Genomic DNA, 13,787 nt, shown 5'->3' with positions numbered 1-13,787 from the left:
ACTAATTATATGCCATATTATTAGTCTTGACCCCATTGATGGGGCGGGCTATCTGTGACGGGCGACACTTCGGTGTCGCCCGTTCGCGTCTTGCTGCGCCATCATGCCCTCTGCCCTACAAGGTGCCCTCGTGTCCTCCACCAAGTCACTCACGCCGCCCATCTCTGGCTGGCGGCAATGGGCCAACCGCTATCCGGTCGCCTTGATCGCACTGGCACAGCTGTTCGGCACCAGCCTGTGGTTTACCCCCAATGCCGTACTCGCCCCCATGCTGGAAAGCTGGAGTTTCACGAGCGACAGCGCAGCGGCACTCGGACAACTGACCTCCTCGGTACAGGGCGGCTTCATCGTCGGCACCCTGGCGCTGGGACTTGCAGGCCTTGCAGATCGCTTCGCCGCGCGCCATCTGTTCATGGTCTCCTGCGTACTGGGCGCGCTGACCAATCTGGCACTGTTGATCGCGCCGGGGCTGCTCAGCGCCTCAAGCCTGCGCGTGCTGACGGGGCTGGCACTGGCCGGCATCTACCCCATCGGCTTGAAGCTGATGTTGCAGAGCGCCCCTGACCGAGCCGGCGCGGCACTTGCCTGGCTGGTCGGCATGCTGGTGCTGGGCACGTCGCTACCGCATGCACTGGCGGCGCTGCAACAGAGCGGCGGGCTCTCATTGTCATGGGGCACGGCCATCGTCATGGCCTCACTTCTGGCGCTCACGGGCGCTGGCCTGATCGCGCTACTGGCACCACCCCCCGTGGCGCAGACAGCGAATCCCCCACCATCCAGCGGCATCACTCCCGGCAGCAGCACCTTTCTTGCGCGCGCCACCCGCGGGATGGCGGCCTGGCAATACCCGGGTTTCGTGCGCGGCGCACTGGGTTACTTCGGTCATATGTGGGAGCTATACACGCTATGGGCACTGGTCCCCTGGCTGTTGTCGCGGATGGCAAGCGCAACGGGCATGACGCTGACACCCGCGACTCTGGCCCTGCATAGTTTCATCGTGATCGCGGTCGGTGCACCGGGCTGCATCGCCGGTGGCTGGGTATCACGCAAACGCGGCAGCCTGTGGGTCGCGCGCCTTGGTCTGGCGGGTTCCGTCACCCTGACACTGTGCTTCGTTGCCGCCATGCAACTGGAGGCAGGTTACGGACTTCTGTTCTGCCTGCTCGCACTCTGGAGCCTGTTGGCCGCCATCGATTCCCCACAGTTCTCGGCACTCGCGGCGGGCGGTACCCCAGTGGAGTTGCAGGCCAGTGCACTGGCCCTGATGAATGCCTGCGGCTTCAGTCTGTCACTGGTCTCGATCGCGCTGCTCACTCCATTGATCGCCAGTCACGGCACGCTTCTTTTGCTGACGTTGCTGCCCGGCCCCCTGCTGGGATTGCTGGCATTGGCGCGCCGTGTCGATCCCGCATGAACTCTCGAGAATGTCGCCATCAAGTGACATGCGTGAGCATGAATTTCCACTACGCCACGGATGATTCTGCCCCTATACTCGCGCCATCCAGTCTCCGGGCTCCCGCATCACGCCACTCATTGGCAGCGGATGACCGAGACGACTTCCACGATTACCGGCCCAAGGCCAAGGATTTTTGATGATGATGCGTCAATTGCGTACCACCTGCATGAGCGTGGCCCTGATCGCCACTGCGGCAGTTCTCAGCGCTTGCGGCACCAGCCCGCAGCGCCTGTACGTCAATCCACAAGTCGGTGAGATGGGCGTGGTCGGCCATGGTCAGCAGGTCGTGGTAGAGGTGATGGATGAACGCCCGTCCGAGCGCATCGGCTCTCGCGATGGCGCCACCAACGCTTCAAGCTATCTGGTCGTGCCGACCGGTGACCTGACGCCCAAGCTTGAGGCCCAGACCATCAGCGCCTTGCGCCGCATGGGCTTCGTGCCGGTGTCCGCCGAACAGGCCAACCAAGGTGCTGCTGAGCTGACCATCTCGTTGACCGAGCTGGCCTATGGCGTGAAGCGCGGCGGCCTGATCACCGACACCGCGACACTCAATGGCGTGATCAAGGCCGTCGCCGTGTCCGGCAAGCAGCGCTATACCGGCAGCTACACCGCGACGCGTGACCAGGGCTATGCCCTCAAGCCGTGTCAGGAGAAGAATACCGAGACGGTCTCTGAGGTGATCGGCGATGCACTGACTCGCGCCTTCCAGGACACCACGCTGATCCGCCAGCTCGACCAGTAAGTCCAATCAGCAAGCTCAATCAGCAGCTCGCCACCAACGAAAACGCCACCGCCGCCCATTGGGCGGCGGTGGCGTTTTTCATGAGGACTGGGCCCTCAAGAAGACTGGACCTGACTGACAAGATCCCCCCTGAGTCGTCAGCGACGCGGTCCCTTGCGCACCAGACTCCACACCGTCTCACGCAGGCCGCGATCATCCGGGGCGCGACGCTCCAGCACCTCAAGCGTGAAGTTGGCGCTCAACAGCTGACGAATCTCGTCTTCGGCGACATGGAACGGCGGGCCCTGATGCTGCTCCGTCTGCCGCTCGAGACTGATCAACAGGCCACGCGCGCCCGGGGGCAGCAGCTGCGCCAGATGGAAGGCATAGCGCTGCCGGGTGGCCGGCGGCAAGGCGATCAGCGCGGCGCGATCATAGAAGGCGTCCAGATGATCGACATGGTCGATATGGAAGTGGAAGAAGTCTCCGCACCACAACTCGACCATGCCCTGGCGGAAGCATTCGAAGTGCTCCAGCCGATAGCGCGAGACATCCCCGGCGCCTTCGGCGACGAACTGCTCACAGGCCTGGCGGGCAAGCTCGATGCCCAGCACCGGATAGCCCTGCGACGCCAGCCAGCGCATGTCGAGACTCTTGCCACACAACGGCACCAGCACCTTGGCGCCCGCCGCGATCTCAAGTCGCGGCCACCAGCGCTCCAGCGCCGAATGTGTGGCAGGCAGATGAAAGCCGATCCGCCCTTCCTGCCATCGCGCCAGCCAAGGGTCACTGGCCGGCGTCGCGTCCATCGTCGTATCTTCTGCCGACATGAGCTGGCTCACTCCCTCTGCTATCGGTTACCAGAATGCCTTACAGGAAGCCGTGACGCTTCTTCTTGCGACGCGGCAGATGCGGCACGATCAGGCCGACCAGCAGGCCGACACCCGCCACGCCACCGCCGTACATGAAGTAGCGCATCAGCAGGTCCTGCTTCTTGGTATCGAGCTTGGTTTCCATGTCCTGCATCTTGCTGCGCGCCTGGGCAAGCTCGGCTGACTGGCTGTTGCTGGCCTGCTCAAGCTCTTCGATACGCGCCTGACGCGTCTCGAGGCCGGTCTTCATGTCCTCGACACGGGTTTCCCACTCTTCATTGATGCCGTCGAGCCTGGCTGTCAATTCCTTGACCCTGGCGCTCAGCTCTGGCACCCGGGCATTGACGCTCTGGGTGTCCTGCAGGTCAGCGGAGGGAATCCACACCACGTCGCCGCTGGCAGTGCGGATCTTGCTGTAGTCATTCTTGACCTCGAGCAGCTCGACCGGCTGGCCGGCTTTCACCGTACCCACGATGCGGTAGCCATCCGTCGGGCCACTGCGCACGAAGGTGGTGAGGTCATCGGCGACCCAACGGTCGGTGGCCGCATTGGCCAGCGGTGCGCCCAACAGCAGGCTGCCGGCGACGCCAGCCCCCAGCACCACACGGCGCAGTGAGCGCGCAAGCGACGAACACGGCGATCGGGGTGACAGGAGACCGAAAGATGAAGGGGTGCTGGTAATGGAGAATCGCGTCATATCGTGTTCTTCATGGCTGTCTAAGGGCGTAAGCCGACCGTGTCAGGCGTGTGGAGACGCGGAGGAAACACGCTGAACCCTGCGTCCCCACATGCCGAACATGATCGACCGCTTTTGGGCGAAGGGAAGCTCGCCCTGTCTGCCCATGCGGTGTCTGCCAGGTTGCGCAATGCAAGGCGTCCTGCCTGGCATCGCTGTCGCGCTTGGACGTACGGTAACGAAATTGCCGCGAGAAAAATCCGAGACTGTCATTTCAGTGTCTTCAGACATCCACACTTTCTGTGGATAAGTCTTGGGACAACCTCAAAGGGGCAGGTCTGCGCACGGCGAAATGCCTGCTCCGCCAACAAATCGATCAAATTTTAACCAGCTCAGGCAGCCGGGCTATCGGCATGAAAACCTCAACAAATCAAGCCATTGACAGCCTGATGTGCGTTGCGCAACACCTGCCTGATAACTATGAAACATGCCAAGCCCCTGTTGTAGCGTCAGGGCATGCGCGGACTATCTCGTGAGGATACCACAGCCACCATCAGGCTGAACCGGTGGTTGGCAGGCATCCTCCTCATTGCTGACAGCGATGCGACAGGGCTGGCCGCATGGCCGGCAGACTCCTATACTGTGCCGTCCCGATTTTGGCCTCGACCCGATCAGCGTGCCGCTTGGCACGGTATCGTCGCGCCCTCGATTCCCGGCCAGCCATCGGCGCCGGGGCTCATTCATTACAAGTCGCGCCCGCTTCTCCTGACCGCTGACGCTGCCCGCCGCCACCAGGTGCCCGGGCGCGAGGCGCACGAAGCCCGGGTGCGCAGCTCAGAGCGTTCACACAAGGCAATGGCGAAGAAACTCTTCATCAAGACTCACGGCTGCCAGATGAACGAGTATGACTCCGCGCGCATGGCGGATCTGCTCGGCGAATCGCATCAGATGGAAGTCACCAGCGACGAATCCGAAGCAGACGTCATCCTGCTCAATACCTGCTCCATCCGCGAGAAGGCGCAGGAGAAGGTGTTCCACCAGCTGGGACGCTGGAAGAAGCTCAAGGAAAAGAACCCGGAGCTGGTGATCGGCGTCGGCGGCTGCGTGGCCAGTCAGGAAGGCGACAACCTGCGCAAGCGTGCCCCGCATGTGGACATGGTGTTCGGCCCGCAGACACTGCACCGCGTGCCGAAGATGCTCGATACCCGCCGCGACAGCCTCAAGCAGATTTCCGTCGTCGACGTGACCTTTCCCGAGATCGAGAAGTTCGACAACCTGCCCGCACCCAAGAGCGACGGTGCCAGCGCCTTCGTCTCGGTCATGGAAGGCTGCTCCAAGTACTGCACCTTCTGCGTGGTGCCCTACACCCGCGGTGAGGAAGTCTCGCGTCCCTTCGAGAAGGTGATGGATGAAGTCATCCACCTGGCCGACCAGGGCGTGCGCGAGATCAACCTGCTGGGCCAGAACGTCAACGCCTACGCCGGTCTCAACCAGCTGGGCGAGGAGATCGACCTCGCCGAGCTGATCAGCTGCGTGGCGCAGGTCGAGGGCATCGACCGTATCCGCTTCACTACCTCGCACCCGCTGGAGTTCAAGGACTCGCTGATCGAGGCCTTCGGTGAAATCCCGGAGCTGGTCAGCCACCTGCACCTGCCGGTGCAGTCAGGCTCCAACCGCATTCTGGCGGCGATGAAGCGCGGCCACGAGCGTGACCTCTACATCGACAAGCTCGAACGCATCCGCGCACTGCGCCCGGACATCAGCTTCTCCTCCGACTTCATCGTCGGCTTCCCGGGCGAGACCGATCAGGACTTCATGGACACCATGGACCTGATCGGCCAGATCGGCTTCGATCACTCCTTCAGCTTCATCTACTCCGCACGCCCGGGCACTCCGGCGGCGAATCTCGAAGACGACACCCCGGAAGAGGTGAAGAAGGAGCGCCTGCTCATCCTGCAGGATCGCATCAACCAGCAGGCGATGCAGATCGGTCGCAAGATGGTCGGCACCACCCAGCGCATCCTGGTCTCCGGCTTCTCGCCGCGTGATCCGGGCCTGCTGTCAGGGCGCACCGAGAACAATCGGGTGGTCAACTTCCGCGCTGCCAACCCGACCGAGCTGATCGGCTACCTGGTGGATGTCGAGATCACCGAGGCCTATCCCAACTCCCTGCGCGGTGAGCTCAGCTCACCCTACCGCTATTGATCGCACGTCGCTCCCGGCATTGACGAGGCGCCATCAGCCCCCGCTATCAAGCAGATAGCCACGCTGGCCGTACAGGACAATTGCCCTGTACGGCCATCGCGCATTAAGCTCTCTTGAGACTTCGGCAACGCGTCACCATTGACACTGAAATGGCGCCGTCATGCGCCGCGGCGGGCAGAGCGCTCCGTGCATCACGCCATCGCGGCTGCCCCTCATCGCCAAGCATCATCGTCACTCATCACTATCAGGATATTCGACGCCTTGAGCCACCAGTCACAGCAAGCCAATCGCATTCTCAACATGACGCTTGAGCCGGCAGACCCGCAGCGTCTGGCCAGCCTGACCGGCCAGCGCGACGAGCATCTCAAGCTGATCGAATCCCGGCTCGGTGTCACCCTGCGCAACCGCGGCAACGACTTCCAGGTCGCAGGCCCCGCGGCGGCCGTGAAGGCGACCGCCAACGTGCTGGAGCATCTGTATCGCGAGACCGGCGCCGGCAACGTCGATGCCGAGACCGTCCATCTGTTCCTGCAGGAATCCGGCGTCGAGGCGCTGGTCGAAGCCGCCGAGGACCAAGGCGCCACCTACGGTGATGTGGTGATCCGCACGCCCAAGGTGCTGGTGCGCCCACGCGGCTTCAACCAGCAGGGCTATGTCACCGAGATGCGCAATCACGACATCAACTTCGGCATCGGCCCGGCCGGTACCGGCAAGACCTATCTTGCCGTCGCCGCTGCCGTGGAAGCGCTCAACAACAACGAAGTGCGACGCATCCTGCTGGTGCGTCCGGCGGTCGAGGCCGGCGAGAAACTCGGCTTCCTGCCGGGGGACCTGGCCCAGAAGATCGACCCCTACCTGCGCCCGCTCTACGACGCCCTGTACGAGATGCTCGGCTTCGAACACGTCAACAAGATGATCGAGCGCCAGATCATCGAGATCGCGCCGCTGGCCTACATGCGCGGCCGGACGCTCAACAACGCCTACATCATTCTCGATGAATCCCAGAACACCACGCGCGAGCAGATGAAGATGTTCCTGACGCGCATCGGTTTCGGCTCCACCGCCGTCATCACCGGTGACGTCTCGCAGGTCGATCTGCCACGTGGCACCCAGTCCGGCCTTGCCCATGTGCTGGAAGTGCTCAAGGACACCCCGGGGATCAGCATCACGCGCTTCTTGGCCAAGGACGTCGTGCGTCACCCGCTGGTGCAGCGCATCGTCGAGGCCTACGACTCCTTCGAAGCCGCGGAAGAGCAGCAGGAAGGCGAGCGTCGCGAGCAGCGTCAGGCCGAGCGCGAAGCACGCATGGCGGCGCTGAATGCCCAGAGCAACGTGCCGCCTGCCAACACCCCGACGGGAGGTAGCCAGTGAGCGAAGCCCCTGCGGTCGTCGTGGACCTGCAACTGGCCATCGGCGAGAGTGAATTCGACGGCCAGCCGCTGCCGGCCAGCCATCAATTGGAAGCCTGGGTGGCGGCTGCACTGCTGGCCGCCGCGGAAGATGGCGCACTCGAGCACGATGACAGCGCCGCCGCAGCGCCTTACGAGCTGACCGTGCGTCTGGTGGAAGAAGCAGAGAGTCAGGGCCTCAATCGCGATTATCGTGGCAAGGATTCCCCGACCAACGTGCTGTCCTTCCCGCATGAGCCGCTGGATCTGGACGACTTCGCCCTGCCGCCGGAACTGGCCGCGCGCTTCGCCGAGGAAGGCGAGGACGACAGCCTGCCGCTTGCGGGCATGCCGGAGGGCGATCTGGACGCCGGCGAAGAGGAAGGTCTCGACGGCCACAACAGCGACGATGTCATGCTGGCGTCAGACACCATGAGCAAAGCTGACGAGTCAGATTCCTCTGATACCGCGTCTGCGGCTCCCGAGACCGCAGCTGAGCAGGCCTTGGGTGAACAGGCCCTTGATGAGCAAGGCCAGGATGAGCAGCGCTTTCTGGGCGACCTGATCATCAGCGTGCATGTCGTCGCCCGCGAAGCGCGGGAACAGGGCAAGACGCTGGAAAATCATTTCGCCCACATGCTGGTCCATGGCACCTTGCACTTGCTCGGCTATGACCATATCGAGGACGATGAAGCCGAACGCATGGAAGCGCTCGAGCGTCATGTGCTGGCAGGGCTCGGCATCGCCGACCCCTACCGGGAAGAGAATCACTGATGCCGGTGCCGTTGCGCATCGGCAGCCCCCGCCGTCGGGTGACTCGGGGCTTGTCCCCGGGTCGCTCGGCTGCCCCGATACCACCACGACGATGGGGTATCGCCACCGAGGAAAAGAGAAACTAACGCATGAGCGAAGACCGATCGGGAAGCCATTCGAAAACCTGGCTCGATAAGCTGTTCGGCGCCTTCTCAAGCGACACCGACGAACCCAGCTCCCGTAGCGAGCTGCTCCAGTTTCTGGCTGAGGTAGGCCCACGCCTCAACCTCGATCAGGACGCCATCGCCATCATCGAAGGCGCGCTGGAAATCAGCGACCAGCAGGTGCGCGAGGTGATGATCCCCCGCTCCCAAGTGCAGGCCATTCAGGTCGATCAGCGCCCGGAGGAATACCTGCCGCTGATTCTCGAATCGGCTCACTCCCGCTATCCCGTCATCGACGAGAACCTCGACGAGGTGCTCGGCATTCTGCTGGCCAAGGACCTTTTGCCGCTGATTCTGCAAAATGACAGCGAGCGCAAGCGCTTCGATCTGCGCGAAGCGATCCGTCCGGCGATGTTCATCCCCGAATCCAAGCGCCTCAACAGCCTGCTCAAGGAATTCCGCGAGACTCGCAATCACATGGCGGTGGTCATCGACGAGTACGGCGGTACGGCAGGCCTTGTCACCATCGAGGATATTCTCGAGCAGATCGTCGGGGATATCGAGGATGAGCACGACACCGATGAGGATGAGGACATCCGCGAGCTGGGCGATGGTCAATTCGCCGTCAGCGCGTTGACCACCATCGATGACTTCAATGAGCACTTCGATACCGACTTCTCCGATGAGGAATTCGACACCATCGGCGGTCTGATGATCCAGCGCTTCGGCCACATGCCACGCCGTCAGGAATCCACCGATTTCGCCGGCTGGCGTTTCACGGTGCTCAATGCGGACAATCGTCGCATTCGTCAGGTACAGGTATGCCGTCTGGAAGATGCCACCGGTGACGCGCCGCCCTCGGCCGAGCATCGTGCGCACATCAGCGGCGAGTGATTCATGGCCTGATCACAGGCTGACCCGATAGAGGACAATGCCAGACACATCCGCCGATGTGTCTGGCATTTTACAAGGAGAGCGGCATGTCAGATTCCCCCCGCGCGAGGAGCTTCCCGGGCGCCTCGTTGCTGGCCAATGTACTGGCGATCATTGCCGGGGTACTGGTCACCCTGAGCTTTGCCCCCTTCGAGCAGTGGTGGCTGGGCCCGATCGGCGCAGGCCTGCTCTACGGGGCGCTGCGCATGGAAGGCGGTGGCTTCCTGCGCGCCTGGTGGTTCGGGGTCGGCCTGTTCGGCAGCGGGGCCAGCTGGGTCTACGTCTCGATCCATGATTACGGCTATACCGGCATGCCGCTGGCGGTGCTGCTGACGATGCTGTTCGTGGCCTGCATGGCGCTGTTCCCGATGCTGTGGATGGGCCTGTGGCAACGCTTCTGCTCACGCAAGCTCGATGTGCTGTCATTCGCCGCGGTGTTCGTGCTCAGCGAGCTGTTCCGCACCTGGGCCTTCACCGGCTTCCCGTGGCTGCTGCTGGGCAACAGTGCCGTGGGCTCGCCGCTGGCCAGCTGGGTGCCGGTGCTTGGTGTCTACGGTATCTCGCTGATCATCGCCCTGTCCGGGGCGCTGCTGTGGAATCTGGCCCTGCGTCGCCGCTGGTGGGCGATCGCGCCGCTGATCGTGCTGTGGAGCGCGGGGCTGCTGCTGCCAACCAGCTGGACACAGTCCGGCGGCCAGCCGGCGCGCGTCGCCCTGCTGCAAGGCAACCTGCCGCAGTTGATCAAGTGGAGCGCCGAAGGTCAGCGCCGTGCGGCCAATACCTACGCCGCGATGACGCGCGCCGTGCAGGACGATGCCGACCTGATCGTCTGGCCGGAGACGGCACTGCCGATGCTGCGCGACCAGGCCGAGCCCTTCCTCGAGCGCATCCAGGCAACTCTGCCGCCCAAGACCGGTCTGATCACCGGGATCGTCGAGCGTGACGCCGACAATCGCTTCTACAACAGCGTGATTCCCATCGATGACCCGTCGGCCCAGTATCGCAAGGAGCACCTGGTGCCCTTCGGCGAGTATGTACCGCTGGAAAGCTGGCTGCGGGGCATCATCGGCTTCCTGGACCTGCCGATGTCGAGCATGCAGTCAGGCGACAGCCAGCAGCCTCCGCTGATGGTCAGCGGTCTGCGTATCGGCGTGGCGATCTGCTACGAGATCGTCTACCCGGAGCTGGTCCGCCAGCGCGCCTTGAGCTCTACCGTGCTGCTGACCGTCTCCAATGACACCTGGTTCGGTCACTCCATCGGCCCGCTGCAGCATCTGCAGATGGCCCAGCTGCGCGCGCTGGAAAACGGCCGCTATCTGCTGCGAGCCACCAGCAATGGCGTCACGGCGATCATCTCGCCGCAGGGTGAGATCATCGCCCAGGCCCCCCAGTTCGAGGAGGCCACCGTCACTGGCGATATCCGGCTGCAACTGGGCATGACGCCCTGGATGCACTACGGCCTGCTGCCGGTGTGGATCCTGATCGCGCTGCTGCTGGCGCCGGGCCTCGTGCTTGGCATCAACGAATGCTTCAAGGCGCGCCGTCAGCGCCCGCAGGACGCCTGAGCCCCAGAACGCCTGAGCCCCAGAACGCCTGAGCCTCCGGGGCCTCAGATGCTTGAACGCTCAACCTTACCCGCTGCCGGGCCGATGCCCGGCACTGCCTCTGCACAAGCGAGACCACAATGGGCATCACCGAGTTACTCGGCATCATCAAGGACCTGGTATTGCCGCCCGGCGGGCCTCTCCTGCTGCTGTTCCTGGCCATGCTCGTCCTCAAGCGCTGGCCGGGCCTGGCACGCGCCATGATGGTCGTGGCCATTCTGGGCATGTGGCTGCTGTCCTCTCCGGTCGTCTCCACGCGGCTGATGTCAGGGCTGGAGCGCATCCAGCCCAGTGAACCGGCAGAGTGGATCCAGGCGCAGGCCGTGGTAGTGCTTTCCGGCGGACGCTACTACGACGCCCCGGAGCTGCAGGGCCGTGATCGCATCAATGGCGAGACGCTCAGCCGTCTGGACGAAGGCGTACGCGTGGCACGCAACGCGGAGCTGCCGATTCTGCTCACCGGTGGCAAGGTATCATCCTCCGATGACGGCACCCTCGCCGAGTTGATGCAGCGCTCGCTGATCGATGAATTCGACTACCCGGCGCGCTGGCTGGAAAACCGCAGCGAGAACACCCAGCAGAATGCGCTCTTCACGCGCGAGATGCTCGAGCAGGACGACATCAACAAGATCGTGCTGGTGACCAGCGCCTGGCACATGCCGCGCGCGATGCGCAACTTCCAGAACCAGGGCTTCCGCACCATCATCCCGGCGCCGGTGGGCTACACCACGGTGTCGGGACTGGGCATCGATGCCTGGATCCCCAACAGCTCCGCGCTGACCCAGTCACGTTGGGCACTGCATGAATGGATCGGCTGGCTGGTGGGTCGCTAGCCCCGACAGCACTGCTGGCAAGACAAGCGAAGGACTGCTGGCAAGACACACGAAGGGCTGCCTATGGACAGCCCTTCGTGTGTCTTTATAACCCGCTCATCAGTCGATTATCGCAGGATTGATTGTGCTCATTCGCTGCCACGCATCCAGCTGGCCTCCTTGAGCCATGGCCCCAGCTGGCGGCGCTGGAAGGCGCGATCGCGCGTCCACTCGTCACTGCCGACATGCGCCGTGCCGCCAGGCGCTTCTCCCAGCACGTCGTCCGGGAACTTCAGGCTGTCGCGGCCCTTGATCTGCAGCGAGTAACACCGGTCGTGGCTGACCAGACTTTCGCGCAGATAACGCCACACGCATTCCTTCATGAACCACTGATCGATATTCGGCGTCTCGACATGCTGTGGCTGCCATCGGGCCAGCAATGTCTCGAGTGGCGGCAGGACTCCGGCCACCCCGCCCCACAGCCCCGCCAGCACCAGATCGGTATGACTCCACCAGTCACGCATGACATGGAAGAAGCGCCCGGACGTCAGCCACATCTGCACCGCGCGCACTTCGCGCAGGCTGATGACGCTGTCGCAGTCGCGAACCACGAAGTAGCCCACCGTCGGGTCATCGGCGACCGCGAAGCGCCAACACAGCCGCTGCCTCAAGGTGTCACTGGAGGGACGCTCGATCAGCTCGGCGTCCAGTTCCCGCGCCAGAGCCAGGAAGTCGTCGGGCACGCTGTCATCGTGATAGAGCCGAACCCGCCACCCCGGATACAGCACCGGCGCCAACAGCAGGTTATGCAGCATGCCGTTCAAGTAGCGCGGCCCCTTGCCCCAGAGACCGAAGGCCAGCACTCGCGTCTTGCCGGCCGCGACTGCCGAGGGGGGGGCAGCGGGCAGTCGCCAGCCCTTCGCCAACGGCAGGCTCCCATGCTGCTCGTCCTTGAGCGCCAGGGCGCGACTGCCATGCTCGCGTGCCTCATCGTGGCGCTTGAGCCTGGCCGCGCTGCTGGCCAGCGAGTCGAACAGCACCGGATTGAGACAGCCCCGTGCGGCCAATGCCTCACCGGCCGCCAGCGAGCCAGCGGCATCATTGGCACGCGACAGACACACCACCTGGTTGAGCGCGATCTCTTCATCGGCCGGACACTCCACATGCCCCTGGGCCAGAATCTGGCTGGCCGAGCGATAATCCGCGAGCAGAAAGAGGTAATAGGAGATCTGCTTGAAGAGGCCCGCATCACGTGGACGCGGGCGCTGGTTGAAGTGCTCGATCAGCTGTTGCAACGCCTTGTGGCGCTGACCGGCGCTCCAGGTGGCGTGCGCCGGGGCGAACCAGTCTGACGGTGTCGCCATCAGCTCTGATCACTCTCGTCGGTCGTGGGGGGCTGACGAGTAACGGGCGGCGCGCCACGCGAGAAGAAACGATGTCCACAGGCATGGCAGGGTTCCAGCACGCTGGGCCGCGTGAGCGTGGTGGTCGACTCACAGTGCACGCAATGCAATAGCCCCGGCGCGATGACCTCGCCGCTGGTGTAGTCGGCGCGCGCGGCCTCGAGGTCCTCCTCGAAGTGGGCGCGGTCCACCACGGTGCGGTCCGCGATCGACATCAGCGCGGAACTGACACTGCGCGACAGCACCGAGAGATCGATCCCCAGCCAGCTGGCGATCCCTTCTCCACCGGTCGCCAGGTGGCGGCGGAATTCACGCATGTCACGCTCGACCCAGGCACGCAGCAGCGCCAGCTCGTCGAGCGTGAATTCCTCGACCTCGGCCTCGAACTTGACCGCCTCATCCAGCTCGGCTTTGAGGCCATCCCACGACAGCTCACCACTGCTGTCTTCCAGCCGCGTCAGGATTCGCCCATAGGCATCGCCGAGACGTCCTTCCCCTTCGCCCTGCGGCTGACTGGCGGCTGAACGCGAAGGCATCGGCGTATCTTCAAAGCCACTGTCGTGCGAGGACGTGGCAGCCGTATCACGCTCCGTGGCGCTGATCGGCTCATGGGGATCGCGGGGTTCACGTGGTTGGCTCATGGACTCTCCTTGTGTCTTCACCTTCTCCCGTACTGCGGGAGGGCATGGCGCTCTACCTTCAGCATGGTGGCGTTGGCGTTGCGACACAAGCCACACGCTTCCACTCCCTGACACGCATCAAGCGCGTGGCACTGGCAGCATGAAGCGCATTCGCCTGGC

General features: G+C 63.7%; 13 protein-coding genes and 1 pseudogene. 10 read left to right on the top strand and 4 right to left on the bottom strand.

Annotation, left to right across the window (positions count from 1 at the left end; genetic code table 11):
- Positions 1 to 130 precede the first annotated feature (130 nt).
- Positions 131 to 1,414 carry an MFS transporter gene (locus AC5WNI_RS03195; protein WP_282627796.1) on the top strand — a complete coding sequence of 428 codons (1,284 nt, stop codon included), beginning with the start codon at positions 131 to 133 and terminating at the stop codon, positions 1,412 to 1,414.
- 178 nt (positions 1,415 to 1,592) lie between these two features.
- Positions 1,593 to 2,198 carry a YajG family lipoprotein gene (locus AC5WNI_RS03190; RefSeq protein ID WP_495928669.1) on the top strand — a complete coding sequence of 202 codons (606 nt, stop codon included), beginning with the start codon at positions 1,593 to 1,595 and terminating at the stop codon, positions 2,196 to 2,198.
- A gap of 137 nt (positions 2,199 to 2,335) precedes the next feature.
- Here AC5WNI_RS03190 and tmpT read toward each other — a convergent pair whose 3' ends face one another.
- Both tmpT and AC5WNI_RS03180 read right to left on the bottom strand, forming a co-directional pair.
- Positions 2,336 to 3,007 carry a thiopurine S-methyltransferase gene (gene tmpT, locus AC5WNI_RS03185; protein ID WP_487885908.1) on the bottom strand — a complete coding sequence of 224 codons (672 nt, stop codon included), beginning with the start codon at positions 3,005 to 3,007 and terminating at the stop codon, positions 2,336 to 2,338.
- 40 nt (positions 3,008 to 3,047) lie between these two features.
- A complete protein-coding gene (locus tag AC5WNI_RS03180; RefSeq protein ID WP_175090590.1) occupies positions 3,048 to 3,746 on the bottom strand; it encodes a TIGR04211 family SH3 domain-containing protein in 699 nt (232 codons plus the stop codon).
- Positions 3,747 to 4,580: 834 nt separating this feature from the next.
- On the opposite strand from AC5WNI_RS03180, the gene miaB reads away from it, so the two are divergent.
- The 7 genes and pseudogenes from miaB (at position 4,581) to AC5WNI_RS03145 (ending at position 11,605) form a co-directional block, all read left to right on the top strand.
- Positions 4,581 to 5,930 carry a tRNA (N6-isopentenyl adenosine(37)-C2)-methylthiotransferase MiaB gene (gene miaB, locus AC5WNI_RS03175; protein ID WP_175090591.1) on the top strand — a complete coding sequence of 450 codons (1,350 nt, stop codon included), beginning with the start codon at positions 4,581 to 4,583 and terminating at the stop codon, positions 5,928 to 5,930.
- Positions 5,931 to 6,191: 261 nt separating this feature from the next.
- The gene (locus AC5WNI_RS03170; protein ID WP_487885907.1) at positions 6,192 to 7,301 is read left to right on the top strand and encodes a PhoH family protein; all 1,110 of its coding nucleotides are present in this window, start codon (positions 6,192 to 6,194) and stop codon (positions 7,299 to 7,301) included.
- Positions 7,298 to 7,573: pseudogene (locus AC5WNI_RS03165) on the top strand (rRNA maturation RNAse YbeY); the annotation flags it as partial. The gene AC5WNI_RS03170 and the pseudogene AC5WNI_RS03165, both read left to right, overlap by 4 nt.
- 93 nt (positions 7,574 to 7,666) lie before the next feature.
- On the top strand, positions 7,667 to 8,092 hold the full coding sequence (gene ybeY, locus AC5WNI_RS03160) for an rRNA maturation RNase YbeY (protein WP_487885913.1): 426 nt from the start codon (positions 7,667 to 7,669) through the stop codon (positions 8,090 to 8,092).
- Positions 8,093 to 8,220: 128 nt separating this feature from the next.
- Complete coding sequence (locus AC5WNI_RS03155; protein WP_175090593.1) at positions 8,221 to 9,129, top strand: CorC family transporter; 909 nt, start codon at positions 8,221 to 8,223, stop codon at positions 9,127 to 9,129.
- Positions 9,130 to 9,215: 86 nt separating this feature from the next.
- The gene (gene lnt, locus AC5WNI_RS03150; RefSeq protein ID WP_175090594.1) at positions 9,216 to 10,733 is read left to right on the top strand and encodes an apolipoprotein N-acyltransferase; all 1,518 of its coding nucleotides are present in this window, start codon (positions 9,216 to 9,218) and stop codon (positions 10,731 to 10,733) included.
- Positions 10,734 to 10,852: 119 nt separating this feature from the next.
- Entirely contained in the window at positions 10,853 to 11,605 is a 753-nt protein-coding gene (locus tag AC5WNI_RS03145; protein ID WP_043335281.1) for a YdcF family protein, read from the top strand.
- 128 nt (positions 11,606 to 11,733) lie between these two features.
- Here the strand turns inward: AC5WNI_RS03145 and AC5WNI_RS03140 are convergent, their stop codons facing one another.
- Entirely contained in the window at positions 11,734 to 12,948 is a 1,215-nt protein-coding gene (locus tag AC5WNI_RS03140; protein WP_175090595.1) for a tetratricopeptide repeat protein, read from the bottom strand.
- Positions 12,948 to 13,628, bottom strand: a complete 681-nt coding sequence (locus tag AC5WNI_RS03135; RefSeq protein WP_487885904.1) for a zinc ribbon-containing protein — start codon at positions 13,626 to 13,628, stop codon at positions 12,948 to 12,950. Before AC5WNI_RS03135 ends, AC5WNI_RS03140 begins: the two co-directional genes overlap by 1 nt.
- 11 nt (positions 13,629 to 13,639) lie before the next feature.
- Between AC5WNI_RS03135 and AC5WNI_RS03130 the strand changes: the two genes are divergently transcribed.
- The gene (locus AC5WNI_RS03130; RefSeq protein ID WP_282627795.1) at positions 13,640 to 13,771 is read left to right on the top strand and encodes a hypothetical protein; all 132 of its coding nucleotides are present in this window, start codon (positions 13,640 to 13,642) and stop codon (positions 13,769 to 13,771) included.
- Positions 13,772 to 13,787: the final 16 nt, after the last annotated feature.

Source organism: Cobetia sp. PDI-12MA (genome assembly GCF_059507695.1).
The sequence above is the reverse complement of the archived record's forward strand: the minus strand, read 5'-3'. Positions and strand labels throughout refer to the sequence as shown.

What these genes read in the sequence shown, in the direction of transcription:
- AC5WNI_RS03190 (WP_495928669.1), top strand. Translation starts at nt 1,593, where the DNA reads ATGATGATGCGTCAATTGCGTACCACCTGCATGAGCGTGGCCCTGATC.
- tmpT (WP_487885908.1), bottom strand. Translation starts at nt 3,007, where the DNA reads ATGTCGGCAGAAGATACGACGATGGACGCGACGCCGGCCAGTGACCCT.
- AC5WNI_RS03180 (WP_175090590.1), bottom strand. Translation starts at nt 3,746, where the DNA reads ATGACGCGATTCTCCATTACCAGCACCCCTTCATCTTTCGGTCTCCTG.
- miaB (WP_175090591.1), top strand. Translation starts at nt 4,581, where the DNA reads ATGGCGAAGAAACTCTTCATCAAGACTCACGGCTGCCAGATGAACGAG.
- ybeY (WP_487885913.1), top strand. Translation starts at nt 7,667, where the DNA reads ATGCCGGAGGGCGATCTGGACGCCGGCGAAGAGGAAGGTCTCGACGGC.
- AC5WNI_RS03155 (WP_175090593.1), top strand. Translation starts at nt 8,221, where the DNA reads ATGAGCGAAGACCGATCGGGAAGCCATTCGAAAACCTGGCTCGATAAG.
- lnt (WP_175090594.1), top strand. Translation starts at nt 9,216, where the DNA reads ATGTCAGATTCCCCCCGCGCGAGGAGCTTCCCGGGCGCCTCGTTGCTG.
- AC5WNI_RS03145 (WP_043335281.1), top strand. Translation starts at nt 10,853, where the DNA reads ATGGGCATCACCGAGTTACTCGGCATCATCAAGGACCTGGTATTGCCG.
- AC5WNI_RS03140 (WP_175090595.1), bottom strand. Translation starts at nt 12,948, where the DNA reads ATGGCGACACCGTCAGACTGGTTCGCCCCGGCGCACGCCACCTGGAGC.
- AC5WNI_RS03135 (WP_487885904.1), bottom strand. Translation starts at nt 13,628, where the DNA reads ATGAGCCAACCACGTGAACCCCGCGATCCCCATGAGCCGATCAGCGCC.